Origin of the sequence: Alcaligenes faecalis, from assembly GCF_005311025.1 — a bacterium.
GTDB lineage: Bacteria > Pseudomonadota > Gammaproteobacteria > Burkholderiales > Burkholderiaceae_B > Alcaligenes > Alcaligenes phenolicus.
The window spans coordinates 634,779-659,718 of the sequence record NZ_CP031747.1; the positions used below are offsets into that span (position 1 = coordinate 634,779).

Sequence of the window (24,940 nt, forward strand, 5' to 3'; positions counted from 1 at the left end):
ACGGCCACTAACGACCAAGTTAATCCAACAGCCCAAGACGTGCCAGCTTGGGTGCAAATTTAGTTGCGAGACAAAACCAGTTTTCCCCCAGAATTGGAAACAATTTTGTACTTACGCAAGGAGTTTAGGGCGCCGCTACCACCAGCAGCTACCGCGATACTGACTGCCGACAAAGCGGTAGGGAGCCCAAGCACAGTGACGGCACCTGCACCAACCACCCCACTGACTGGCGCGCCAACTCCATCAGTCCCTAAAGTGACAGCTACCGCAATAGCGATGGCACCGATGGCGATGAGCCAGGCTACCGAACCCATTGCTTTGATTCTCAGAACTTTCTTTTGCAGGTCGCCTTCTATTTCAATAGTGTCTTGATCATTTTTTAGTGCTTCTCCAAGCTCTTTCTCAGATCGAATTGTCATAATTCTTTCAGTCGGTAACCACTTGATTTTGAGGCTGTATGTAATATTTTATTATTCCCCTTAACACCTTAAAAGTAAACAGTATTTGGGGTAAATGTACTTTCATATCGCTTGCGCTAGTCTGAAGAGTTCAAAGCTAAATTAATGGCTAAAACGCGAAACCCATCCGGCGAATATATGCTGTTTTGGGCCGGTAGCGGACGCTCTTGGGCCGTTGAGTCCGAATCAGTAGGCGCCTCTAAATCAAGCCTGAGTTAGCGTATATCAGTCGTGCTATTGACTTTATCACTACGCATTGATAACTTTGCCTCGTGAACCGCCATAAGGCACCCCACAGCGGCGTCTCAACTCTTGAAAGACGCACGTACTGATCCTCTAAGGCAGTACCAGAGTACATTTTCTTCTTTGCTACCCGGACAGGGAACCCGCTTTCCCTGTCCAGGCCATTCGGCTTTTGGGTGGGTGCGTGTTCCTCCAGTCCATTTTTCTGGAGTTCACCATCATGACTACCGCTTCCACTCAAACTTCCAACCACTTCAATCTTCACGTTAACGGTCTCGGTTATCTGAACCGTGTGCGCTGGGTTGAAACCAAAGGTTCTGGCCGCAAGGCACAACCCTTTCTTGCTTGCTCGATTTCCGCCGTGCGTGGAAATAAGGATGAGCCCGACTACACCTACTTTGACCTTCGGGTATCTGGGAGCGAAGCCATCGAAATGGTGGAGAAGCTCATGGGTGATGTTGAGGCGAAACGCAAGGTTTTCGTATCGTTTCGTGTGGGTGATATCTACACACACGTTTACATGCGCAACCTTCGAGATGAGAAGGGACGTACAACTGGCGAGCAAGAGCCTGCCGCACTTATCAAGGGACGTCTGTTGTTGATCAACAGTGTCACTGTCGATGGCGTTAATATTTTCCGACGTGAATTGCAAGAAGAGTCCAGCATGGATAACATTCCTTTTCAGGAGGATGCTCCTTTGCAGAACTCCTCGACCGATGATGAATCTTCTCAGGATGTGCCTGAGCAAGGCCAGTCTGAAAATAAAGCACCACAGGAAAACGCTCACGGTACAGCAACGCCAAAGTTCAACAGCACTCCGGTGCCCGTTAACCAAGGCGCTGCGGCATATCAAGCAGGATATGGAGCAAGTAGTGCGCTTCAATACGCTGCAAGCTATGCCCATCAGAGCGTTGCTTAACTTTTAATGCTTCATCCAAACCCTCGTTACTGTTCCCACTAGGGGCTGTGCGAGGGTTTTCTTTTCCTTGATGCTGGGAAAATTAGCGACTAAACTAATTCGGTTTTGCGAGTGTTTTCAGGTGTCACTTGAATAACCTGGTCGCCTTCGGGCATGACACGTCAACCCCTGAAACGTGAACGCTCTGTATAGAGTTGGGGTACATTTCACACGAGTACGTCCGTTGAATTGCACGTTCAAACAGGAACCTCACGTGCTCCAAAGTACTATCTGATCGCAAGTTGGATAGCCACCATTTAAGCCCCCCTGTACCCGTCCGGCGTAAGCTGAACGGGTACTTTCATTTCACACCCCACCGGGAGATCTCTTCCGGCTGGATGTGGTCTCCCTGTCTTTCTGAAGGAGATCACGATGATCCGTATAGATGGAGCGCAGCTGCGCGTAAAGCGGATTCGACAAAGTCGAAATGGTGCGTTCTGCGTTGCAGACCTTTCAACTGCTTTTGGTGAGTTCAAGGTCAAAGACCCGCTCCTGGATCAGTTTGAGGAAGGTGAGTACCAGGCAACTGTGTGGATTAGTGAAATCTATCTGTCGCAATACATCGCGTTTGGCAAAGGTGTGACAGAGATTCGTGCGCGTTTGCACGATTTACAAGTGGAGAGCCAGGCCGAATTATCGACTGCTCATGAGCAAGCTGAGCCTGACCCCATTGACGAGCAACGGCCTGTACGGGTTGCAGCCTCTAAAAAGTCAGTACCCCCGCCATCTACCGCAAAAGACTTCAGCCACTTTAATAAGGGTGGGAAGCCTCAGTCAGGGTCTCTGGATTCTACGCAGGGAGAGCACGATGGGTTGCTTGACGCAGAAATGCTCCATACCATTGCCAATCGCGATCCCATCAAACTTGATGCGACTGTAGAACGTGCGCTGCTACGACGGCAAGCAGCTGAACTTGGCCAACGTCATGGCTACCGTTTCGATGCGAAGCAACAAATCTGGTTTGCCCAGTAAACCCTCATTTCTAAACCGCCCAAAGGTGGCGGTTTGACTTATGTTCTTGGTTCGATCGAGACCATGAGCCAGACCGCACAGTGCATTGGTGCATCGTTGAATCTGGGAGGCGGCGTCCCCATGCGCCCGCAGCTTTTGCGCTAAGCCGGAGCTGGTGATAGCAAAATCAGCTACGTACCTTGCGCGCCGTTTCATTTGTCACCAGGACCTCCATTTCGGTGACGCACACCTTGGATCCACCAAGGGGAGTGAGGGGGTATGAATTTTAATTTGTTATGTAAGCCCGGAACCTAGATGGGTTCCCTTGCGAGCCAGGACAATCAGGCCAGGCCTGCAAGGGAAATCATCTAAGCAAACCAACGATGGTTTCAATTAGGTGCGTTCAACCCTGTAAACGCGCCAAGGCAGTCAGTGCTGCCTGGGTAACTCGCTTTATTCATTCACGCAGACTTAACCTGCGCTTCTTACTAACCCCGTGGGGACACCGTGTCCCCTGGGGCTTGGTCGTCCCCATTTTTTGGAAGACGATCATGGCTCAACTGCATTTTTTCCCTATCACTACGGCTCAGCGCAAGAGTTTGCATTCCCTCTTTAATGACTGGCTTTCCCAGGCCAATGAAGAGGGATTTGAGCAGTTTCTGGCTGTTCGACATGAGTTGGCACCCGCACAGGTGTGCTCGTTCGTACGTCTGGTCCAAGGTTGCTCTGTTCGACAAGATTTGGCCCAACGCTTGCCAGGTGATCTCAAGCAGCGTCTGCAAGCACTTCATTGGCTGCGATTCGGCGCTTCAGCGGTAGCCGCTTGATTCTTTAACTGACCCTTGGGGGCTTTGACCCTCGCGGGTTGATAGCCCTCTTGATTTTTTAAGGGGTACTATATGTCAATGAGTTCATCTGACTTGTTCCTGCTGCGGCAGGGCCTGGTTGATGCCGGTATGAAGCAAGAGGTTGCCGAAAAGGTGGCCATCGCAATGGAGGGTGCTATGGCACTCACACTTGATCAAGTGCTGGAGAAGTGGACAGCCAAGGTTGAACACGACATTGCCGCGCTTCGCACTGAACTGAAGCACGACATTGAGGTGACCAGAAAAGACATCGAGGTGACCAAGCGGGATATGACCATCCGTCTTGGCTTGATGCTGGCTGGTTTTGCCGGTCTGATCTTAAGCGGCATGAAAATGTTCATGCCCTAGCGTTTAGCACGCGACCATTTCAGCACACCTCGGTGTGCGCGATGAGGAGTGCGCTCCTCCAAATTAGCGAATGTATACCAGGTCTTTCATAGGCTTGGTGACATTCGCTTTTCTTTTGTTTTTCCATTTTCACCCCTGCGGGCACAGACCCGCATGGGTATGGCCTGCGCATTTTTTAGTGAGGCCGACTATGACTGAACAGACTCAACCAGTGTGCAGAGATTCCTTCGATCTCTCGCCTCTTGCCGATGTGCTGCCGCGCTTTGAGCTCGGTGTGGTTGTGGCTACGCCAGGTGTTACCAAGCTGGATCAAGAAGGCACGATCAACGCTTGTGAGTACCTGGCTCGTCACGCTGTTGGTGATTGGGGGGATCTGTGCCACGAAGATTGGCGATTTAACCAGCGGTCCCTAGCGTGTGGAGGGCGACTGATGTCGTCGTATCGCGTCAATGACCATCTCAAAATCTGGATCGTTACAGAATCGGATCGATCCTGCACCACGCTGACATTGCCATCGGAGTACTGATCCTCTAACCCATGCAAACCCATCTGAATGGGTTTGCATTATCTCTATCACTTTCCCGGCGGGACGATCCGTCTGGGTCTCTCGTCGTGTATTTTTCGGAGACCCATATGATCGTTGTCCGTTATTTCACCTTACCGCTCTACACAACTGACAGAAACCGTACCGATGATCGACTGATCTGGACCGGACCAGAACCTGTTCCAGCCATGGGCGAAACAGTGATGGTCAGGTTCAACAATATTGGTGAATGCAGAATCGTTTGCTTTGCCTCACAAGGTCCGTACCTTGGGCTGCTTGTTTACCCCCTTCAACCACCCAGTTGGTGGATTTCTCAGAATGGCGAGCCTTCGCCTGAAACAGCAGGCCTGGTGTTTGGCCGTGAGATCTCGCTCGTTGATGGTCAGGGGGTGTGAAATGGCGCTTTTGTTCACCCGCTTGGCTCGCAACTTCGTCAAAGCCGGGTACTACCCGACCGATGATGAGACTTTGCAGCGGATTCAACACTTTCTCATGCCAGCATCAAGACCTATGCGATTGCTTGACCCATGTTGCGGGGAAGGTGCGGCGCTGGCTGACATTCGTCTTGGCCTACAGGAGCGGGCTGGTGAGGCTTCAGTAAGCATTGAGGCTCTGGGTGTTGAGTTTGATAAAGAACGTGCCTGGCACGCGAAAACCCTCTTGGATAGGGTTATTCATGCGGACCTTCATGATGTCGTGGTTAAGGCTCGCAGTATTGGCCTACTGTTTCTGAATCCTCCATACGGGTTTGGAATCAGTGATGCGGCGAACATGGCCAACGCCGACTCTGACAAAGCCGAGCGTCTGGAGCGTACGTTCTTAAAGAAAACGGCATCATTCCTGGTTGAGGGTGGGGTGCTTATCTACATCATTCCGTATTACGCCTTAGATGCTGAGATTCGGACATTTTTGGCCCGTAATTTCGACAATTTGCGGTTTTTTATGGCCCCCGAGCAGCAATTCAAACAATGTGTGATCTTCGGGACCAAAATCCGAAGCACACATCCACGTAAAAGCGTTCTTGATTGGCTTGCGCAGGCTCAGGCCGGAGAGTTCGTAGATCAAGTATTGCCAGAGGTCTGGGATGACGAGCCCTACCAAGTGCCAGCAGCTGATGCGGAACTTGACTTTCATGCGGTGCGAATCGATGCCGCTCAATTGAAAGACGAGCTCAATACATGGAAAGCGAGCCTGTTGTGGCAAGGCTTTGATGTTCATTTCTCTCAGGTGCGGACCAGTCACAGAAGGCCGCTTCGTACTATGACTCAATGGCACCTGGCGCTTGCGCTGGCAGCTGGACAGGTGACTGGCTGCATTGAATCTAAAGAGGGGCGAATTTTTCTGATTAAGGGGGATACCTTTAAGAAGAAAGAACGCATCCAGAACCTGGAGGTGGATGAGAAGGGGAATGTTTCAGAGACCATCACGATGCTGGATAAGTTTGTACCTATGATCAATGCCATTGAATTTACTGCCGATCATCGGCTTGGTCAGATAGTAAAGATCAGCTGATGCTTTAATCCTCGGTGCCAATAGTTGGCGCTATTCACCCTTCGTTAGAAGGGTTCCTCAAGGGGCCTGGCCCAGGCCATTTGGGGAAACCTTCTTATCAAGCCTAAAGAGGTTTCTATAGGTGCGTTCAACCCTGTAAACGCATCAAGGTGGTCTTTGACTGTCTGGGTAGTTTTTCTTATCTGCTGCAGTCATGCATGGCATGTCAGCAGCCCGTCGTATCCCTTGGGGACATCCGTCCTCAAGGGGCCGGCTGTCTCCACTTTTTGGAGATACCCATGTCTTCTTTTGATACGTCGATTTTACCTATTGCGCCGCCTGTATACGCTCAGGCTGCGCCTGAACCCGCGCAACTGCATGTTGCTGATGCGCATGGGCACTACGTGTTGGCGACTCCAGGCCAGATATTGGAGGCCGCACGTGAGGCGATTGTGTCTTTAGTGCCTTCGGGAACTCCCATGTCAACGCCGAGCATTGCGGAACGCTATGCCGTCGCTCGTTTGGCTGGCCTAGAACACGAGGTTTTTGCTGTCTTCTTTTTAGACAGCCAGCTTCGCCTGATCCAGTATCGGGAATTGTTCCAAGGCACCCTGAATCAAACGGCTGTCTATCCTCGTGAGGTCGTTAAAGAGGTGCTCAGGAGCAATGCTGGCGCAGTCATTTTGGCTCACAACCATCCAAGCGGAAAGTTAGAGCCTAGCCAGGTAGACCGCCAAGTCACTGAGCGGCTTAAAAAAGCATTGGAGCTGATCGATGTAAGGGTTCTGGACCATTTGATCGTCGGGCCTTCAGCCAACACCACTAGCTATTCGTTCGCTGAGCATGGCGACCTGTAACTTGAGTCATTTCTTGTTTGTTTAGCCCGCTTTTGGGCGTTTTTAACCTGTACCCATGGGGTCGCTGCGGCCCTTATGGGGCGTTGCGACTCATTTTCTGGAGTTTGTCATGAGTCGTCATTACTTTGAAACCACCTATAAAGATCATCCCGTTACCGTGCTGTTAGGTTGGGATAGGGCTTTGGGGCATTATTTTTTGGTCATCGAAAAGCAGGTGGATTTTGTGGATCCGGATGTGACCGGGTTCGATGATCAGTATCTGTATAGCAATCTTTATGAGTCCAACCCATTTGGTTTGAGCCTGGAGCATTTTAAAGCGGTGTTGCACCGGCTCAAAATCACTGTGCCAGCAAATATGTTCACTGAGGTCGAACGCGACTCCTGGAACAACGTGGGGAATCGAGACATCACCCATCAAGCTGACGGCTCATTTGCCGTGCGCTCGGCTTGACCATCTCTCTAAACGGCGCGGCCTGGCCTCTTCCTCCTTTTTGCGAGGAAGGGGCCAGTCGCATAACTATGGAGCTCGGTGATGTACCAAGTAGAGGAGTTTTCTGAAGTCTGGGCAGATGCCTGCATCCGAGAGTCGGACGGTCGCTTTTTGTTCGTTTCGCTGTATGGACGCGATGGATCGCTGATGCAATTCATGGCTGCGATGCAGTTGGGCAATAAGGAAGGCGGTATACAACGCTTTCACTTGCGCGGCGATGATGGCCAACGCCACTTAGTGGAGGTTGGCGGTGTGGATCGCTTAGGCAAACACACCGGCAGGTTGCCTAAGCAAAACCTGTTTGGTCCTCTGGGGCAACTGTGGGTATTTGACAAGAATCTACAGGAGCCAGACCGTGCCAATCGAATCGGTTGGGCTCTTCACTACTCAGCAGAGAGCGACCTGGCCAGCATTAACGAGGCTCAGGAGCATGATCTTGATGATCGTGCCTGGCAACTGATCAAAAGCTTGTCGCCGGTGACCCTTCTGGACCATTGGCGTGCAGAGGTTTTGGCTTGGTGCCGTGATAAGCAAGCTGTGCAGATAATGGGCAGCGATTTGTATCCCACGCTTGGCCCTGTCAAGGCAGTTCGGGTGAGCCTAAGTGAGCATTTTCTTGATTTCATCTCTGATGGGGTCAGGGAAGGGCGCCTACGTTTGCAGTTGTAATTTTCTAAGCTGATTGGCTGATTTCCGGATCCAGCCTTTCCTAATTTTTTTCCAACCCATGCGGGGAGCAGCCTCGCTGGCTCCCCGTATTCCTTTTGTGGAGAGCCAGTATGGGCGCTATACATCCTCAGCTAGATACCCCAGAGCAAGATGCCGATGATCGGCATATGCCTCTGGCCACTTTTATTGATCAGTTTGGTGAGGGCTTGTTAGAGCAGGTCCGACGCCAGAGCCCGCCTATTTACGATCCGGACCTGGACACTCAAACTCCCGTTTGGCGTGCGCGGCAACACGTTCTGGACAATCTGACCCGTCAGCCATTTGAAGCCCAGGCCCATGCTGTACACGCCGTTGTGAAGCTATTGTTAGATCACAATGAACCGGCAGCGGTACTCAATGCGGATATGGGCACGGGCAAAACCATGATGGCCATATGTGTTGCGGCTTTAATGCAGAGTACGCATCCACGTACCCTGATCGTTTCGCCGCCTCACCTGGTCTATAAGTGGCGACGTGAGATCCTGGCCACCGTCCCTGGTGCTAAGGTTTGGATTCTGAATGGGCCAGATACGCTACGCAAACTGTTGGCGCTACGAAATGCCCTCGGTTTGAAAACAAGCAAGCCAGAGTTCTTTGTGCTTGGGCGTGTGCGTATGCGCATGGGGTTTCACTGGAAACCGGCATTTTTGACTCGCCAGGTATTGCAAGATGGTCAACGGTTTAGGTTTGCTTGCTGCCCTGATTGCATGGAACCCATCGAACGTGAGAATGCGGATGGTGAAATGATGCCGCTCTCGGCTGAGGCGGCCTCACTCATGCTTGCAGACAGACGTTGTAAATGCGGCCACTGCGATAGCACCTTGTGGACGTTGATTCGTGCAGGTAAGCGTATCGACTCCATGCACGATCTAGTATTGGGTGCCTTGAAGCAAATGCCGACGATCGGAGATAAAACCGCTCGCAAGTTGCTCTCGATCTTTGGGGAGGATCTGCTTGGGGGAATGCTCGACGATAACGTCTATGAGTTTCTCAACCTCATGGATGAGTCTGGCGAGCTTGTTTTCTCCGATCGGCAGGCCATGCGTATGGAGCGATCCCTCGCGTCCTTTGAGTTCAGTATAGGGGAGGGGGGCTATCAAGCCACTGAGTTCATCAAACGCTACTTGCCTCGTGGGTATTTCGGTCTTTTGGTTGTAGATGAAGGCCATGAATACAAAAATGAGGGCTCAGCCCAAGGCCAGGCCATGGGCGTGCTGGCCAGCCAATGCCAAAAAACACTGCTGCTCACAGGGACACTGATGGGGGGCTATGCCGATGACTTGTTTCATCTTTTGTGGAGAATAAATCCGACACAGATGATTCAAGATGGCTTCAAACCTGCTCGTAATGGGTCAATGGGAAGCGCAGCTATGGCGTTCATGCGTGAGCATGGCGTGCTCAAAGACGTGTACAAGGAAAGCACTGGCCCATCGCATCGCACCGCTAAAGGTAAGCAGATGACGGTACGGACCAGTAAAGCTCCTGGCTTTGGTCCGGTTGGCATTATGCGGTATGTAGTGCCGATCACCGTTTTCCTGAAGTTGCGCGACATTGGCCAGAACGTCTTGCCTGACTATGACGAGCACTTCATTAACGTACCAATGAGCCAGGCGCAGGATGAGGCCTATCAGCGCATGGCAAAGCACCTGGTGTACGAGCTCAAGAAGGCGTTGGCCCAAAAGGACAATAGCTTGCTTGGGGTTGTGATGAATACGCTACTGGCTTGGCCAGAGTGCTGCTTTCGCCCAGAAACCGTCCGGCACCCTCGAAGTAAGGCAGTCTTGTTTTCGCAAGGGCCTGTTTTTCAGGAGGCTGAACTTACCCCCAAAGAGCAACAGCTCTTGGATCTGTGCAAACAGGAGAAGGCCCAAGGAAGAAAGGTGCTGGTGTACTCGATTTACTCGGGTACACGTGATACCACCGCTCGGCTCAAAAGCCACCTTGAGATGAACGGCTTCAAAGTTGCTGTGTTGCGTGCTTCTGTTGACGCAGCTCGACGCGAAGATTGGGTTGCTGACCAGGTGGAGCGGGGTATTGACGTCCTTGTCACCAATCCAGAGCTGGTTAAGACTGGCCTGGATCTGCTGGAGTTTCCTACGATTGTGTTCATGCAGTCTGGCTTTAACGTCTACACGTTAATGCAGGCGGCCAGGCGGTCATGGCGGATTGGCCAGAAGCATCCAGTCAAGGTCGTGTTCTTGGGCTACTCAGGTTCCAGCCAGGTGGAGTGTTTAAGGCTGATGGCCAAGAAGATCGCTGTTACACAGTCAACATCTGGTGATATGCCTGACTGCGGCTTGGATGTTCTCAATGATGCCGGTGACAGCATCGAGGTCCAGTTGGCAAAGCAGTTGTTAGCTAATTCGTAGTCTACCTACCATCATGAAGAATAGCCCCTCTTTTTGAGGGGCTATTCTTCTGCAAGGCGGTGTGAATATTGTAAAGGTCAAAGAGTTTAGAAACCTCTTTTTCTGAGAGCAGTTTGAGTGCTGGTACCCGATTAACGTGTGGATATTTGGAGGGAAAGGGTGTCGATTAAGCAAGAACCTGTGCCAATGGAAACAGTGCTGCCATCATTTGGAGAATGGAAGCGTAACGGTGAGATCGTTAAGCCTCAGATCCTTGTGTTGGACATCAAAGATAAGGACGGCTTAACGGATGAAGCTTTAGGGTTTGTTCTTGTTGAACGCCACGAGTCCTATAAGCACTATTCGGACGGCCCACTTGAGGCTGCTGGTATTTGTCTTTCATTTAAGCGTGTAGCAGGAAAATACACCTATGGAAGTCGTGGGCAGGGGTACTTCCTGGGCGGTTTCACACAGTCTATCAATACTGTTTCGCTTACATCATCAATTGCGTGGTCGGAGGGAGCGGTGTTTCTTGATTTGCCTGGGCTTGCGGGGCAGCGGATAGGCACATATCTGATGAATGAGATAGTTCAGTGGGCGCAGCAGTGGCCAGAGGCCACGGTCGCTAGTATTAGGTTGTATGCTGGCCAAGCACAGTCTGACAACAAGGAACGGCGTAATCGGTTCTATGAGCAATTTGGAATAGTCTTTGATTACGACGATGAACAACGCCGTTCAGGTCAGTCTCGCCCTATGCTGGTTAAGGACCTGAAAACGGTTGAGACATGGAAGAAAAATATTGTTGAACACAATATGCACGATTATTTGGGCTCGATCTTAGATTTAAATGAACGCATTTTATCTGATCTGAATGTTCGTGATCGCGCATGCGCTAACCTCATTGCTGAGCGGAAACGGGCTGAAGCTCGACCCCTCCGCTGGGCATTGGGACAGTTGTATTTCAGGCATTCAAAATCAGTCTTTGTTGGGCTTGTTCTGATAGTGATTATTGGTGCTAGTTGGGCCAAGGCAATATACGGCGGTTGACTGGAGAGCTTTCCAACATTGCGGGCCCAGCCTAGGAACGTAGCCGATTCATGGGGTAATAAAGCCGATGGCATTCCGCTGGTACGGATACCCGCTTAATGTGTAGAAAACCTGACCTAAGTTGACGACACCTGTTAGATTTGATCTTGACCTGATATCGCAGTGGAAATGACCCTTTTCGGCCTGAAAAAACCTTTGTTGGCTGCGCAGCCACGGCATTTGAGAGGGGGGCTAATTCGCAAGCGGTCGTTTGAACGATGAGAGCCTGAGTTAGGTGATGAGATGCTGATACCGCACGCCTGCTTAGGGTTTCTATCGAGTGATAGTTGCGATACAAGGGTGTTCAGATAAAATCCCCCACATAATGATGCTTGGCATCTCGTCTCCACTAGGGGAGGCGAGCCTATGGATATAGTAAAGTGACGACTCAAACATACGCTGCTTCAGAAGAACTTGCTGACGAAGGGGTAAATGCCGGTGTCGAGAGGGACGAGGCGGAACATTTATCAACGCACGAGCCTTTCGACCCAGCATCCATATCCATTTCGTCTAAGATCGTTGCATTGGATACCGTGCTGCGTCGTATCAGGAACTCGACTATCAAGCTCGCACCGAACTTTCAGCGTAATTATGTCTGGGACGATCAGCGGAAGAGTTTGTTGATTGAGTCTATGATGCTGCGAATTCCGTTGCCAATGTTCTATGTTTCGGAGGGCAAGGACGGCGTCTGGGAGGTCGTGGATGGTCTGCAGCGGCTAACTACGATTCGCGATTTTATTCTTGGGCAGGATGCCGACGGAAAAGGCTTTGCGTTGAAGGGGCTCGAGTTTTGGGGGGAGCTTTTCGATGGCAAAAAATTTTTTGATATTGAAAAAAAAATGAACGTACCAAGAATTATTAATAATATTATGGAGTCCGAATTGTCGTTCACCATAATAAATCCTGGGACGCCCGAGAAGGTCAAAAGGAATATTTTCAAAAGAATTAACACGGGCGGAATGCGCCTATCTGCTCAGGAAATCCGTCACGCGCTTTATCAAGGTGAGGCAACTGATTTGCTTAAATATCTCGTTAATTCAAATGGATATAAATCAGTTATAGGTGAGACGGTGAAGGATAATCGAATGGCTGGGCGCGAGTTAATTATACGTTATTTGTCTTTTAATTTAAGGGGCTGGCGGTCTTTTAAAGGCGATATGGATTCATTTATCTCGGATACTATGCGTTTTATAAACGGAGATATTAAAATTGACCAAGCAAAGTCATATGATCGGGCGCTAGTTGATTCTAAGTTTCAGTTGGCATTGTCGCGAAATAAAAAGCTATTCGGTGATCATGCTTTTCGACGATCGCGAGGTGATCAGCGTCGTACACCTGTGAATAAATCTCTTTTTGAAATTTGGATGTATTGCTTCTCAAGGATATCCGATGAGTTTTTTGAAAATATTATTTTTCGAAAAAAAGAATTCCAGGTTAAATATCATGATTTACTTGATTATGATGACGATTTTATCGATTCAATTGGAAGGCATGGTGGGAACCTTGTCGGTGTGAAAAATAGATATACCAAAGTTATTGAATTGTTGAACGAGTTTAGGCCGAGTAATGATTGATTCCATTCAAATAAACGCGTTTAAATCCTTTAGATCGTGTAAGGTCAATCTTGGTCGATTAACTGTTCTAGCAGGATTGAATAATTCTGGGAAAAGTAGTCTGATACAGGCGATTCGAATGTGTTTAGCCGCTCGGGATGTTAGTAATCCGTATATTGATGGGTATGGAGGCTATAGTGAATTGAAATCCCGATCGTCTGCAATTGATGAGGTAATGTCAATCTCGCTTGAGATTAAAGGAAATAAAACTGTTCTAAATTTATTTGAATCGAAGCATGAGATTGTTCATTCTGAGATGCTACCTCTCGCACAGTTTGTTTGCGCGGATCGTTACGGGCCACGCGTCCAATTGCCAGCAATGAGGGAGGATATTGCCGCGATGAGCGTGGGCGTTCACGGCGAATACACGGCCCATTACGCGTCAATCCTTGAACGAATGATCGTAGCCGAGCCTTTGCGCTATACCGACGTCGTAGCCAACACCCTCAAGCATCAGCTAACGAGGTGGATGAGTGAAATTTCTCCTGGCATCAAGCTCGATTTTGATGTTTTAAAAAAGTATGACGCGTCTCAGTTGCAAGTGGACGACGCTAGACCGACAAATTCCGGATTCGGCATTAGCTACGTCATGCCAATAGTACTCTGTCTTCTGACAATGTCAGGGACGATGGGAGAAGACGACTCTGACTGGCGCGTTAGATCTTGGTTCACCTCTTTGCAACAGCAAGGTGGTTTACTTTTAATCGAGAACCCCGAGGCCCATCTGCATCCGCGCGGCCAAACTTGTCTCGGTCAGTTGGCAGCCCTTGCATCTGCTTGCGGCCTTCAAGTAATTGTTGAGACACATAGCGATCATTTCATAGATGGTATTCGTATCGCAGTGAAACACACTGACTTCGTTGAGCATAGCGATATAGCAATAAAATATTTTGCAAAAAACGTTGATGAGGTCACGGAAATAGAAGAAATAGAGGTGCTGCCAGATGGGAAACTGTCGAAATGGCCGAACGGCTTTTTTGACCAAATGTCCATCAATCTTCGTAAGCTGGCCCAAAAAAATGAAAAAGGCTAAGCTAATTCTCGATGAGCTTGCGTTTTCCAGATTGATTTTTAATATACGTCAGAACGTAAGCGAACTAGAGTGCATAATTTCCGCAGCAGAATCGGCTAATCTTGAAATAACCGAAATATTTGGAATCAAAGATGAGGAATTCTACTCTCTTGAATCTGATGGAAAAAATGTAAATGAAGAATTGTTCTCTGAGGAAAACACAGAGTTCCGCGATTTGGTTGTTCGTTTACAAATTCTTGTATCGAAATGGAGTTCGCTGCCGGAGAGGGGCGTTGGGGATAAAGATAAAGGTATCGGGGTTTCTATTTTAAAAGCCGACGGTTACGGGGCGCTACTCGCGAGCACACGACCTGATCCGTCGTGCTGGTGGGACGACGTCAAAATGCATCTGGTTTCGGTACCCGAAGACTTACCCCTAGCGTTACGCAAGCATTTTATTGAATCAAGAATTGAGCAAAAGTATTTTCCCTTTTTCTGCCAGGGAATGTTCCCAAACCTTTATTTTCACGTTTCATCTAATAATTTAAAAAATCTTGGTGTTTCCTACACGGAACATGCACGATTGATAATTGACCATTTTTCATATCTCAATGATTTTGCGTCGGACCATTTTGACTCGGACGAGGATCATATTATTATCGCAAATGCAAGTTCAATGGGAGTGACGATCTCGCCGGAGAGCCCGAAGACTAGAAGAAATTCTGATGCCATGGCAGAGCGTGACATAGAAATCAATGGTGGAAAATTACGATGTGAATGGCATGCAAAAATAACTGCTACTTGTGGCAGGATTCACTTTTATGCGCGAAAAGGAAGGCCTGAAAAGGTAAAGGAAAAAACTGGTGCAAGGGTTGTTATTGGGGTTTTGGCGGCCCATCTAAATATTTGACAGATCCGATATGCACTCGGCTTGTAAATATTATTTTCAGAGCAGCCTCGTTGAGAGACATAGCCTCTCTCTGAGAGCTGTGCTCGATACAAACCAAACCGGATTGATTTCCCCTGTCTACCACAGGGCTAGAAGATAAGTCAGCTGCACTTTTAAACTTGTGAGTTAGCGGATGTCGGAACCAGTCATCCAGTTGCACAGTTTTGCCATCGTTCACAGCCTGTGTACTGCTGACGTGGGGAGCGACCTTGTCGAACGCCAGTAAAGCCGATCTACTGCACCCCTAGGCTGAGTCAGGTGATTGCATTGTCCTGTTACCTGGCTTTTCACTACAGACAATGTGAACGTCGCCAACGGGTCGATAGCTGCTATTCATCACCATTAGCTATCAACCTCAAACAAGCCTCTACTTTTATTTCAATCGATCTGAGACTAGAACTAGGATCCCAGCAGTTGAATTTAGGAGGTTGTTTGCAAGCAGCGAATTGACAGGTTTTAGGCAATATCTTGTACAAACCCTAGAATTTTCTCATAGCGAAGAATATCCTTAGGCACCGTGAAATTTTTTAGTTTTTGCAGCGGTGGAAGCTGGCTGATTCGACCGAAAACAAGATGTTCAGCGGGGCGTGTAGTAGATGGCGTCCAGTAGCGCTGCGCGCCCCAGCCAGATTTCGGCGTCAGCCGCATTGCGTGGTTGTGGATGCCGCCACCACGCATCTCCATGCATAGGCTCGATGATACGCTGCCAGTAGTTCTCCATTGTCGTTGTGCTTGGGCTGACACCGAAGTTCTCGCATAGGTCCTTTTTATTGGCGGAATCGATGCACACGAATGAATCAGGTCTCTTCATCGCTAAGAGCCTAGTCGCGCTCGGTAGGCCGCCGATTCTCCCCTCCTGATCGAAGGCTGCTATGAACGCTTCGCAGTAGCGGTCGTAGTCGTCCTGTGTGACGGCGCCTATCAAAGGGATGAAATCGAGGGCGTCGGAGAGACCTGTTGGTGCTTCGATGACTCGATTTGCGAACGTTCCACTTGCCCCCATTCTCCCGAAAAGCCCGTAGTTCACGCCTGGCTGCTTGGACTTCTTGGGCCCGAGAGTTCCGGCGACCAGTTTGCGGTCATCCTCGCTCCACTCTGCGTAAGGTATGCCGGTTGCGAAAAGGGTGCGTGCTTTTGTTAATACTCTAAAACGTTCCTCGAGCAAGTGCGCAGATGGGTGTGATGAGTTTCGGACCTGCACGAGGTAATCTGCCCAGCTCATGTCATGTGGCGCTCGCTTAGTATCTGGCTTAGTCGGTGGCTTAACAGCAGCGAACTTGGTGAGCTCTTCTCGTGCTGCCGCTTTGGCTGCGTACTGGTGGCGGTATTGATAGAGAAATTCGTGTGAGATAGCTTGCGCTCCCCTCCAAGCCTCTGCGATGAAGTGACTGAGTTCTGCCAGCGCCTCCTCGTCTGAAGAGCCATCCAGCAGGACACTTGCTTCTATGTTGTGGCTCATCGCGGCGTTCGTAAGATTTGGACTACCGACTACGCAGCGGATGCGTCGGCCGTTGCGAAAGAGGTAGACCTTTGGATGGAACAGATCGCCAGTGGGTGGAACAAAGGCCGCGGCCCTTAGCGTTGCGGCTCGATCAAGAACTTCGGGCTGTGTCTGGAACATGTGAGTACCGATGACGAGGTGCTCAAACTTCGAGCCGTTTGTCATTGCTGCGTCGAAGACTGCGTTCTCGGTGCCCCAGGCTACTGCCCATTGCATCGCTTCGCAACTCTCGACCAGTGCTATGAGAGTTGCCTGTGTCTGCGAGGCGGATAGGAATTTCACATTCATTCCTACTTTTCCTCGTGTTTCTGTTGAGGTGAGCGTGGCGCACTGTTTGGAGAACAGGATAGACGAACTGCTCGTGCAGCGACCGGTAGGTATAGCCATCGCTGTTTCACGGGTTTCCCGGTCGCATTGAGAAGAGCGTAAGCATAGGACTCGATTTGTGGGCCATGCTCGGCTACTAAATCTTCGTCTCTGTCGGCACCGCCGGGGTTCGACTTGTGGTCCAGTAGAATCCAGCCGTTTGATTCTTCTATCAGCAGATCGATGCGGCCGCGGATGCGAGTGCCGTTTGGACCATCTGCTTCTATGGGCACCTCGACATAAACGGGACAGTTTGGCCAGCGCTGGGCTATCCAAGCCAGGAACGCTTCGACCTGGGCGCAAACGGCATTCTTGTCCACAGAGTCAGCTACCGCCCATGCCCTCAGAATGCGCTCTATGTCTGGGCTTGGAACGTCACCAAGGACTGCGGCGCGTGCAATGCATAGATGAAGTGCCGTGCCCAACGATGCCATATCGGGCTTGCCAGCTAAGCTCAGTCTGACGCCTATGGTGTCGGTTTCGGTGGCCTTGAACAGACCGCCTGAGGAAGAGCTCGGTTGATGCCACAACGGCTCAGCCTGCACGCGTGGTTTAGGTCTGAACCAGTAGCAATCCGAAGATATCTTGGCAGGCGGCTCCACTGTACAGTCATTCTTGTTCCAAGACTGTGACTGTCTGGAGATTTGTTGTCCATCTGGCAGCGCCAAGATTTCTGAGTCGCCGAATAATAGTGCGCCTGCGTCTTGAATCTCGTTAACCCAAGCTCGCCCCGGTCCGCGAGGACGAATGAACGAGACCGCGACATTTATATCGCGAGCGCGGGTCAGGCCGACATACAACAGGCGTTTGTTCTCCGCTAGAGCTTCAGCTTGCATGGCTTGACCAGTGACACTAGCCTCGGCGTTGAGGGCAGCCTGGGGCTGGGACCGTTTACCCCAAGTTTTCAGCCAGCAGTGGACGAAGCGGTTGGCAAGTGGCTGCTGAGGATCAAAGTCACCAACAGTCCTAGCACGGACGCCCCAAAGTGAACTGCGTGCCGTCGCATCAAGGCTTGTCAGTATGGCGACCGGCCATTCCAGGCCCTTGGCTCCGTGATAAGTGAGGATCGAGACGGAGTTGTCTGACGACGTAGCACGATTGTCGTCCTCCTCACTAGAGAGTTCGTCCAGCCAACGCAGCATACTGCTGACGGTAGCTGGACGCTTTGCGGCAACAGACTCGTCTTCGAATGTTTTGCCGAGCTCTACTAGTGCTTCAACATTGGCCAGTCGATTGCGGGCTTCGTGGGGGGAGGAAGACCATTGGCCGACCAGACGGGCGACTTGGGACTCCGCAGCGGCAAGCCGCAGTGCCTCCTGTGGTGTCAATGAATTGAGCGTTGGGCGCAGTTCTTCCAATCGGGCTAAAAGTGGATTAGCACTGTCGCCTTTTATCCTCCATTCGTGGGACCTTGCTCCATTCGTGGTGAGGTACTGCAATCGGTCTTGGAGCCATGTCTCGACCGGAGTGCCCTCGGAGAGGGTGAGAATCAGTGCTGTCGCGATTGTGTCGGTCGGGTCGTTCATGCGCCTGAGGCAAGCCAGTACGTAAATGGCTTCTGCGGTCTCCAGCAGGCCAGAACGCGGGCTGGCGGATGGAATCCCCCATTGCGTGAGCGACGTGACGGCAGACTCGACTTGCTCGTTGTAGCGACACAGCACTCCAATATCGCCGGGCTGGATCGGACGGAGCTTCTTGGTTTCTTTATCTTCTACCTTGATTCCGGATTCCAGTAATTCACGAATGGCCTGTCCAAGGCCCAGATAGTCGGTGTCGTTCCGGCTACTCTCAAAGTTCCAGTTGATCAGCGCTGCCTGGTTTGGGATGTCCTTTCGGAACGGCTGCAAATGAACCTGTGCAGGGGTTAGATCAGGTTCGAATGCCGACTGAAATACGCTGTTAGTTAGCGAGACGAGGCTCTCGATGGAGCGCCTAGACGTGTCTAAGGCCTTTCCTACGGCCCCGCCCCAGTCCTTGATTGCACCGAGGACACCTGTGATCAGGCTTGCGTCCGTTCCGCGGAATCCGTAGATTGCCTGTTTGGGGTCACCGACCCAGACCGACCGCTTGGCGAGTTTAGCCAACTCTACGAAGAGCGCCAGTTGAAGGGGGCTTGTGTCCTGGAACTCATCGACCATGATGAGGTCCAACTCTGCTGCCAAGACTTCGCGGACGGTAGCGTTTGCTCTTAGTGCACGCAGCAGCAGGATCTCCTGGTCGCTAAAGTCAACGGCACCCAGGGCCTTTTTGGACTGCTCATAAGCATCTAGAACGTCGGCTGCGAGTTTAAACAACAGGTCTAGATAACGACGGACCTCGGTATGAAAGGTCGGGTGAGTTTCGTGGGCCTGGGCAGCAGCTTTTACAGGTTCCAGTATGTCTCTGACCTTGGCGCCAGCGTCAATCCCAGCCGCGCCAATCCAGTCAGGCCAATTCCAACGGTCCTCACGGAAAACGCGGTTTAGCTTCTGCAGCCCTTCGAGTCCTTTACGAAGGTTGTCTGCAACCTTAGTACCGGCAGCCTGTTGCTCTTCGACATAAGTTACCACCTTCTGGTGCGCTTCATTCAGCGCGGCTGTCAATGCCTCAGTTAGACCTAGATCTGTACTTGGAACTGGCCAGTTTGCGAGCATAGAGTCTGCATTCTGAGCACCCATTGTGCTAAGTGCCTCTGGCGCTATATCGTTGTCAAGTGCGGCCTTGACGATACCCTCTAAAGTTTTCGACCAGTCTGCTTGCTCGATGCCAAATCGCTCGGTGAGACGAACCAACTCTGCTTGCTCGGCTGTGTCCATTGACTCTGCCAGGGTGGCTTTGAGCAGCCGCTTGGATTGGCCTTGGTTCAGGACAGTCTGATCGGGGGACAGACCCAGCTCGAAGCAAAAGCGTTTGAGCATCTGGCCACAGACGCTGTTGACGGTACCTAAACGGGCCTGACCAATGGCTGTGGCTAGGTCAATTTGCCCTTTCTCGAGAAGCCAGGAGCGGGCTCGTTCGCGAAGCTCTGTAGCGGCCTTCACTGTGAAGGTTGTGGCTAGGATGGCATGGGGTCGAGCCGTGCCGGACTCGAGGGCTTGGGCGAGCGTTTCAGTCAGCTTGTAAGTCTTGCCGCTACCAGCGCCTGCACTGATGAACTCGATGTTACGTATCATTCCCAACCTCCTAACAAAACGAGGTGGTCACGGTCCCATTTGCTTGGGCCATTAACCTGAAGAGTTCCACCTGGGCCTTGGAACTCGTCGGATGGGTTTTCCGGAACGACGTCGATGCGCCCTGCGTCCAGTTGTTGCTTGCGCCAATTCCAAGTGATGCGTGCGCGGTCTAATAGTGTGGCGGTAGTCACGTCGTCTGGAGGGTTTCTAACCTGAGCCTTTGGGAATATGTCGGCGGCAGTGACATACAATGCGCCGCTTTCCAGGATGAAGTAGCCAAGCGCGGCGGGTGCGACACCTTTCATTTGCTCGATGAGGCTTGAGTAAAGTGCCAGTTGCAGGTGGTCGCCAGAGCGAAGCAAGCCGGCATAGTAGTTGTCGCTTCGCCACTTCATATCCAGGGCGGCAGTTCGTTTGTCGCCAAACGTGATAAGAAGGTCAATCTTGCCAATCAGTGGGATTGCACCTAAGGTTCCGATGCACTCAACTTCGGTTTGCACCTGTATTGCCCCAGCGGATTTCAGGTGATCGAGGAGACTGCAGATGGCTCCCTCGCAGATCTTGCGGAAGTGCTGTTGGCTTACACCTGCACCTTGCATCAGTAATACAGCCCCTTCGGTCAGCAGGAGCCTGTCTGCTTCAGTACGAAACCAGGCTGTTGCAGCGTTGTTTGACCAAGACAAGGCGTCATTGTGGGCGAAGAGTTTCTCGAAAACTCGGTGCGCAAGGATACCCAGCAGGCGATTGTCTTCCTCCACTGCTAGGGCGTAGCTGGGTTCTAGATTGGCCACACGTTTCAGTGCAAATAGGGCGGGGTTATTGAAGAGTTCGTTTAGCGTAGTAAACGACTGTTCGACGTTTTCAAGCTGTACAGGGGTAGGTAGACAGATTTTACTCGGTGTTGCGGGAAGAGGCTGAGGCAGAAGCACTTCGGCCATTGTTCCGAGAAGTGAGGAGCCAAGTGCGGTATCCAGATCGATTGCGCCAGACTCGATGTTAGGTGCAAGCTTCTTCAGAAGCTGGCGAACCGGATGCACTTCTGCATTAGGGGGTGGGCAGACTAGGATGAATCTCTTCTTCGCGGCAAGTAGTGGTCTTAGCCATTGTTGTGTCAAGGAAACTAACTCACGTGCCGGGTCTCGCAGTTGGACACCCTGTTGGGTAAGGGCTTCCAATTCCGAGGGGGACCAAGGAAGTGGGGGGGGAAGGGCAGGCGTAGATGGTATCCACCAGATAACTTCGTCGGCTGCTTCGACGCATGCGGCTGCCACCCTTGCTGAACGCATGCAGCCCACATGTGGCATCGCAGCGGGGTTGGTTGCATCTGCAGGAGTAGCGTGGGAGATTAGCTGTTCAATTTGCCGTGGCAGCACGCTCGCCAGTCCTTGTCGAGCTAGCTCGGTCAGTGCGTCATAGACGGCGGTACATTGGCGATATGCCGCCGAAAAGTTCGCGTCAACGGCGGAATCTCCAGTGAGGCGACGTCGCATCGCTTCCTTAAGCCGCTCGATCCGAGCGATGAGCTCATCCGTGGGCACTCCGTTAGAGCGAGTCCAACGTTCGGATTCCAGCCAGAATTTGATGTTTTCTGCGATTTCTTTGGCGTCCTCACCCTCGGCTAGTTTAATCTTGGCAGCAGTCCAGGCTTCGCCGCCAATTCCAGGCTGCTTGGCGAGCGCGCGAGCGAGTGTGCTTCTTGCTCGACGGCTGAATGGGCCGACAGGATGGGTCAAAAAATCTAGCAATCTATTAATGTCGAGCGGATCCCAGCACATTTCTACGGCAAGCGGTAAAGCCTGAAGCGCTGGTCGAAGCGGACTGGGTCGTTCGAAACCACAGTTGACCCCGCCTGCTGCGACAAGAGATACATCCAGGGAGTCGCCAGTGTTTTCGGCTAGGATCAGCCGGTCACCTGGTACGTACGAGTGTTGTGCCCTCAACCAGTTCTCGGCAGTCGTGGCTGTGAGGGAGTGCACAAACAAGACGCTACCATCAGTTGGCGCGGCCAAACTACTTGCAGCGCCACCAGCCAGCGCGGTTAGGGCCCTGTCTTGCAATTCACGGAGTTGGCCTTCGCCCTGAGGTTCAGGAAGGCGGAGTTTCACATTAGGTAGGCAGTCAAGCACGTTTTGCCAGAGGAGTGGGAAGTCCTCTGGCATGTCAACTAGCGTGACTGACTTGATGGGGCCAGAGCTGGACTTGCGTAACGCTTGTACCACAAGGTGCAAGCGTTCTGCTTCTCCGTGCGGCAGTACTTCGAGCGCAGCCTTTTCGATAGCGGCAAGTTCCTGGAGTCGTACAGGGTGCATTGGCTTTGCGTTGCCATCCCAGCCACCGAGTCGCCATTCGTCTCGCCAGGCTAGCAGGCGCGCAGCCGTACCGATGCTGTCGGCTTTTAAAGACTCACTGTAGAAACGTGAGTCGTTGTCATGTTTGCGAAGCAATCCGGAGTAGACCGCAACACGTTTGGCCTTAGACGCTTCCGGTGCGCTTAGGCCAAGGTAGGTTTCAAGTAGGGACAAAAATCCGAGGCGGCCGACGACCGGTGCGTTGAAGAAGTTTGTTGGTGATGGACCCTGGCGTGCGTCCAGGAACAGGCCAAAAGTGATATGCATACTGAGGTTGATTTCCCTGAAAACCATCGAATGCAAGTGTTCTATTGCTTCTTGCCCACCTGCTTAATGTCTACGAGTGTAATCGATAGTAACTATTCACGCAGATTGGCATATAGTAATCTGTTTCTCGTTGCCTGTTGGCTATTTCGGTTTTTCACGATTGAGCCAACGTAGTGCCAATGCTAATCGGTAATAACTCTGATTTATTAGCCCTCTATGGATCGCCTGATGATAATTTGAATAATGGAGTAACCAGGAATTTGCCTATGTCTGTAGCTAAACTTATTTTTTTTACATTGATGGGGGGTTTTTGGATCTTATTTTGGTGTGCTGTGCTAGAAATACTGAGCACTACTCAGTTAGAAGCAGGATCTTAGCGACATTCAATAACTAAAAGAATGAGCAGCATTAAATAATAACCGTCTTATATTGATCACTAAAAAAATTTGTCTCTATTTTAAAATAGTTCAGTCATGGTTGATCGCAAAATCTTCACGTGAATGACCTTCCGATTCGATCTGCTTGATCCACGTGGGTATGCGCCCTCTACCACTCCAGGCATGCCCATCTGGATGCTGATATCTGACTTTTGATACCGCTTTGGATCGTGAAGGTTTGTGATGAAACGCCTGGGCAATATCTTCAGGTGTTAGGTCGTGCTCTTTCATTGAACGAAGAATATCGCTAATTACCTTAGATCTTGTTTTTTGTTTTAATTTATCGGCATCACGTTTCAAACGAGTAATTTCTTTTCTGATTTCGGTGATGGAGTTAAGTTTTTTTCTCATGCGTTCCTCTTGATTGTCTCTCAACCGGCTAAACGGAGAGGTGGCCCTTCATTGGCCAGGCATCAACGGCCTGGCCAACCGAGTTAGAACAACGACATCACAACAATGAATGACATTCCGATCATGATGGTTCTCTGTACGCCACTTACAAGTTCGACCTTCTCGATTGAGCCCGTTGAGTAGTTACGAAAAAGCGCCGTAATAAACGACATCAAGATAAGGATAACAAACGCAGTGGATGTCGCAAAAATGATGAGTCGCAAGTTACCCATGCTGACGCCAGATCCAGATGCAAATCCTTGCTCCAGGCTTTCGGTTAAAGGCAGGCAGCCTTCACCTTCACGGATACACGGATCAACGGGTGGTCGGTAGGTGCCACCTTGATCAGGGTTTGGTCGAATGATGTCGTCTACTGGATCGCCGTTATTACCCGTAGGCGGGCCATTTCGTATACGGTCAGCCATTTTGCAGATGGTCGTCCCATTGATATCCGCAAAGCCGTTACAACTGCCTGAGTTGATCATTTTCTGGCAATTCCCGATTCCGAGCTGGACGCATGCCAGTACCATATCACCATCGACTTCTCGGCCATCGAACGTTCCCAGTCCCGCAAGAGTCTTGGGAGCCCGTGCTTGCATGGCATCAGTGGTCAGTTTTGTCCAAGCATCGACTTGGCGTTGCAAGTCCCAAGTTGCAAAATCATCGGGGGTTGTTTTTGCATATTCACGGATATTGGTTTTGTTCATCTGCAGGATGCCTGTACAACAAGACCCGTTATAGATGTCAAGCTGCCCACTCGATTCAAACATGGCCAACCGGCCTACGGCATCCGCATTTGCCTTGAGCCATGGGCTGGCGTTGGGTGAGTTGCGGACAGCATCCGCCACTTGTGCTGCCGTAACAAGTGCTGCTGCGAACGCTACCGCTGAGGCTGTATATAAAAGCCACCCTGAGATCGATCGCTTGCGTATCACTGTTTTGCCTTTTATTGGATTCGTAGGGTTCTATCGCACGATTTCACGTGCTTGCCATGTTGGATAATGCGAAAATAAGCAGTCATCGTGTTTCGGTCGAAAGCAATTTGAGATTGATTGATTTCTCCCGGTTTATCAGCTGGCTCAGGATAGAGATGGCAGTATTCAGGAAAATCCTTCGATACGGACTTGCTGCTATTCATTTGAGTCACGCGCATCGGGCAGACGGAATACATATCTTCAATTCCACGACCGTTGGCGGGAGGAATGCAGCCATTGGAAAAACCGGAGCTAAAGATAGAAAAAACGAATTGGCTGCCGTTTACTGAATACGGTTTTATTAAGATGAAAGACGCCATTTTCGATCCGGACGTTAAGCCAGATCCAGTTGATTCAATTTCCTTTTCCCAAATATTTCTAGCAAGGCTCATTTCCGCACGAGAAGCGTGAGGAAGCTCCATAGATCCTGTATTAAAACCGACCACCGTCATCGGCTCCCACTTAAGCCCAGGCGGTAGATTGCTTTGGCTGTTAGTGCCTTGTGCCTGTACTAGGTTAGAAATTACTAGCGAGAATGAAAATGCGATGCTGGCTAATTTATTAAACTTCATCTTTATCTTCC

21 protein-coding genes are annotated in these 24,940 nt (G+C 50.7%); 14 read left to right on the plus strand and 7 right to left on the minus strand.

Annotated features, from left to right (window positions below; translation table 11 throughout):
* Positions 1-59: 59 nt before the first annotated feature.
* Positions 60-419, minus strand: a complete 360-nt coding sequence (locus tag D0C27_RS02925; protein ID WP_137430369.1) for a hypothetical protein — start codon at positions 417-419, stop codon at positions 60-62.
* A gap of 502 nt (positions 420-921) precedes the next feature.
* On the opposite strand from D0C27_RS02925, the gene D0C27_RS02930 reads away from it, so the two are divergent.
* The 14 genes from D0C27_RS02930 to D0C27_RS03000 all read left to right on the plus strand — a co-directional run bounded on the left by D0C27_RS02930 (position 922) and on the right by D0C27_RS03000 (position 14,883).
* Positions 922-1,620: a DUF3577 domain-containing protein gene (locus D0C27_RS02930; RefSeq protein ID WP_086060031.1), complete on the plus strand. Its 699-nt coding sequence runs from the start codon at positions 922-924 to the stop codon at positions 1,618-1,620.
* A gap of 411 nt (positions 1,621-2,031) precedes the next feature.
* A complete protein-coding gene (locus D0C27_RS02935) occupies positions 2,032-2,631 on the plus strand; it encodes a DUF3275 family protein (RefSeq protein ID WP_137430370.1) in 600 nt (199 codons plus the stop codon).
* A 530-nt stretch (positions 2,632-3,161) separates the two neighbouring features.
* On the plus strand, positions 3,162-3,437 hold the full coding sequence (locus tag D0C27_RS02940; RefSeq protein ID WP_137430371.1) for a hypothetical protein: 276 nt from the start codon (positions 3,162-3,164) through the stop codon (positions 3,435-3,437).
* A 78-nt stretch (positions 3,438-3,515) separates the two neighbouring features.
* Positions 3,516-3,824, plus strand: coding sequence for a hypothetical protein (locus D0C27_RS02945; RefSeq protein WP_137430372.1), 309 nt, complete (start codon positions 3,516-3,518; stop codon positions 3,822-3,824).
* 633 nt (positions 3,825-4,457) lie between these two features.
* Positions 4,458-4,763 (plus strand): hypothetical protein, encoded by a 306-nt coding sequence (locus D0C27_RS02955; RefSeq protein WP_137430373.1) that lies wholly within the window; start codon positions 4,458-4,460, stop codon positions 4,761-4,763.
* A gap of 1 nt (position 4,764) precedes the next feature.
* Positions 4,765-5,880 carry a DUF6094 domain-containing protein gene (locus D0C27_RS02960; protein ID WP_240688298.1) on the plus strand — a complete coding sequence of 372 codons (1,116 nt, stop codon included), beginning with the start codon at positions 4,765-4,767 and terminating at the stop codon, positions 5,878-5,880.
* 278 nt (positions 5,881-6,158) lie between these two features.
* Positions 6,159-6,716 (plus strand): RadC family protein, encoded by a 558-nt coding sequence (gene radC, locus D0C27_RS02965; RefSeq protein WP_137430375.1) that lies wholly within the window; start codon positions 6,159-6,161, stop codon positions 6,714-6,716.
* A 109-nt stretch (positions 6,717-6,825) separates the two neighbouring features.
* The gene (locus D0C27_RS02970) at positions 6,826-7,167 is read left to right on the plus strand and encodes a hypothetical protein (protein WP_094196754.1); all 342 of its coding nucleotides are present in this window, start codon (positions 6,826-6,828) and stop codon (positions 7,165-7,167) included.
* 81 nt (positions 7,168-7,248) lie between these two features.
* On the plus strand, positions 7,249-7,875 hold the full coding sequence (locus tag D0C27_RS02975; protein ID WP_137430376.1) for a hypothetical protein: 627 nt from the start codon (positions 7,249-7,251) through the stop codon (positions 7,873-7,875).
* 110 nt (positions 7,876-7,985) lie between these two features.
* The gene (locus D0C27_RS02980; protein WP_137430377.1) at positions 7,986-10,283 is read left to right on the plus strand and encodes a DEAD/DEAH box helicase; all 2,298 of its coding nucleotides are present in this window, start codon (positions 7,986-7,988) and stop codon (positions 10,281-10,283) included.
* A gap of 159 nt (positions 10,284-10,442) precedes the next feature.
* Complete coding sequence (locus tag D0C27_RS02985) at positions 10,443-11,309, plus strand: hypothetical protein (protein WP_240688299.1); 867 nt, start codon at positions 10,443-10,445, stop codon at positions 11,307-11,309.
* 419 nt (positions 11,310-11,728) lie between these two features.
* The gene (locus D0C27_RS02990) at positions 11,729-12,922 is read left to right on the plus strand and encodes a DUF262 domain-containing protein (protein WP_137430378.1); all 1,194 of its coding nucleotides are present in this window, start codon (positions 11,729-11,731) and stop codon (positions 12,920-12,922) included.
* Positions 12,915-13,994, plus strand: a complete 1,080-nt coding sequence (locus tag D0C27_RS02995; RefSeq protein ID WP_137430379.1) for an AAA family ATPase — start codon at positions 12,915-12,917, stop codon at positions 13,992-13,994. The genes D0C27_RS02990 and D0C27_RS02995 overlap by 8 nt, the downstream gene beginning before the upstream one ends.
* The gene (locus D0C27_RS03000; RefSeq protein ID WP_137430380.1) at positions 13,981-14,883 is read left to right on the plus strand and encodes a hypothetical protein; all 903 of its coding nucleotides are present in this window, start codon (positions 13,981-13,983) and stop codon (positions 14,881-14,883) included. Before D0C27_RS02995 ends, D0C27_RS03000 begins: the two co-directional genes overlap by 14 nt.
* Before the next feature lie 616 nt (positions 14,884-15,499).
* Here D0C27_RS03000 and D0C27_RS03005 read toward each other — a convergent pair.
* The 6 genes from D0C27_RS03005 to D0C27_RS03030 form a co-directional block, all read right to left on the minus strand.
* The gene (locus D0C27_RS03005; RefSeq protein ID WP_137430381.1) at positions 15,500-16,711 is read right to left on the minus strand and encodes a phospholipase D family protein; all 1,212 of its coding nucleotides are present in this window, start codon (positions 16,709-16,711) and stop codon (positions 15,500-15,502) included.
* A 2-nt stretch (positions 16,712-16,713) separates the two neighbouring features.
* Complete coding sequence (locus tag D0C27_RS03010; protein WP_137430382.1) at positions 16,714-19,941, minus strand: UvrD-helicase domain-containing protein; 3,228 nt, start codon at positions 19,939-19,941, stop codon at positions 16,714-16,716.
* Positions 19,938-22,592, minus strand: a complete 2,655-nt coding sequence (locus tag D0C27_RS03015; protein ID WP_205717084.1) for a PD-(D/E)XK nuclease family protein — start codon at positions 22,590-22,592, stop codon at positions 19,938-19,940. Before D0C27_RS03015 ends, D0C27_RS03010 begins: the two co-directional genes overlap by 4 nt.
* Before the next feature lie 431 nt (positions 22,593-23,023).
* Positions 23,024-23,344 (minus strand): H-NS family nucleoid-associated regulatory protein, encoded by a 321-nt coding sequence (locus tag D0C27_RS03020; RefSeq protein WP_137430383.1) that lies wholly within the window; start codon positions 23,342-23,344, stop codon positions 23,024-23,026.
* 83 nt (positions 23,345-23,427) lie between these two features.
* Positions 23,428-24,231: a hypothetical protein gene (locus D0C27_RS03025; RefSeq protein ID WP_240688300.1), complete on the minus strand. Its 804-nt coding sequence runs from the start codon at positions 24,229-24,231 to the stop codon at positions 23,428-23,430.
* A 98-nt stretch (positions 24,232-24,329) separates the two neighbouring features.
* Complete coding sequence (locus tag D0C27_RS03030; RefSeq protein WP_137430385.1) at positions 24,330-24,929, minus strand: hypothetical protein; 600 nt, start codon at positions 24,927-24,929, stop codon at positions 24,330-24,332.
* Between the last annotated feature and the right edge of the window lie 11 nt (positions 24,930-24,940).

Excerpts from the sequence above, each read along its gene's own strand:
- D0C27_RS02940 (WP_137430371.1), top strand. The coding sequence starts at position 3,162 with ATGGCTCAACTGCATTTTTTCCCTATCACTACGGCTCAGCGCAAGAGT.
- D0C27_RS03000 (WP_137430380.1), top strand. The coding sequence starts at position 13,981 with ATGAAAAAGGCTAAGCTAATTCTCGATGAGCTTGCGTTTTCCAGATTG.
- D0C27_RS02975 (WP_137430376.1), top strand. The coding sequence starts at position 7,249 with ATGTACCAAGTAGAGGAGTTTTCTGAAGTCTGGGCAGATGCCTGCATC.
- D0C27_RS02970 (WP_094196754.1), top strand. The coding sequence starts at position 6,826 with ATGAGTCGTCATTACTTTGAAACCACCTATAAAGATCATCCCGTTACC.
- D0C27_RS02945 (WP_137430372.1), top strand. The coding sequence starts at position 3,516 with ATGAGTTCATCTGACTTGTTCCTGCTGCGGCAGGGCCTGGTTGATGCC.
- D0C27_RS02955 (WP_137430373.1), top strand. The coding sequence starts at position 4,458 with ATGATCGTTGTCCGTTATTTCACCTTACCGCTCTACACAACTGACAGA.
- D0C27_RS03020 (WP_137430383.1), bottom strand. The coding sequence starts at position 23,344 with ATGAGAAAAAAACTTAACTCCATCACCGAAATCAGAAAAGAAATTACT.
- D0C27_RS03010 (WP_137430382.1), bottom strand. The coding sequence starts at position 19,941 with ATGATACGTAACATCGAGTTCATCAGTGCAGGCGCTGGTAGCGGCAAG.
- D0C27_RS02935 (WP_137430370.1), top strand. The coding sequence starts at position 2,032 with ATGATCCGTATAGATGGAGCGCAGCTGCGCGTAAAGCGGATTCGACAA.
- D0C27_RS03005 (WP_137430381.1), bottom strand. The coding sequence starts at position 16,711 with ATGAATGTGAAATTCCTATCCGCCTCGCAGACACAGGCAACTCTCATA.
- D0C27_RS02930 (WP_086060031.1), top strand. The coding sequence starts at position 922 with ATGACTACCGCTTCCACTCAAACTTCCAACCACTTCAATCTTCACGTT.
- D0C27_RS02980 (WP_137430377.1), top strand. The coding sequence starts at position 7,986 with ATGGGCGCTATACATCCTCAGCTAGATACCCCAGAGCAAGATGCCGAT.
- D0C27_RS02995 (WP_137430379.1), top strand. The coding sequence starts at position 12,915 with ATGATTGATTCCATTCAAATAAACGCGTTTAAATCCTTTAGATCGTGT.
- D0C27_RS02925 (WP_137430369.1), bottom strand. The coding sequence starts at position 419 with ATGACAATTCGATCTGAGAAAGAGCTTGGAGAAGCACTAAAAAATGAT.
- radC (WP_137430375.1), top strand. The coding sequence starts at position 6,159 with ATGTCTTCTTTTGATACGTCGATTTTACCTATTGCGCCGCCTGTATAC.
- D0C27_RS03030 (WP_137430385.1), bottom strand. The coding sequence starts at position 24,929 with ATGAAGTTTAATAAATTAGCCAGCATCGCATTTTCATTCTCGCTAGTA.
- D0C27_RS02960 (WP_240688298.1), top strand. The coding sequence starts at position 4,765 with ATGGCGCTTTTGTTCACCCGCTTGGCTCGCAACTTCGTCAAAGCCGGG.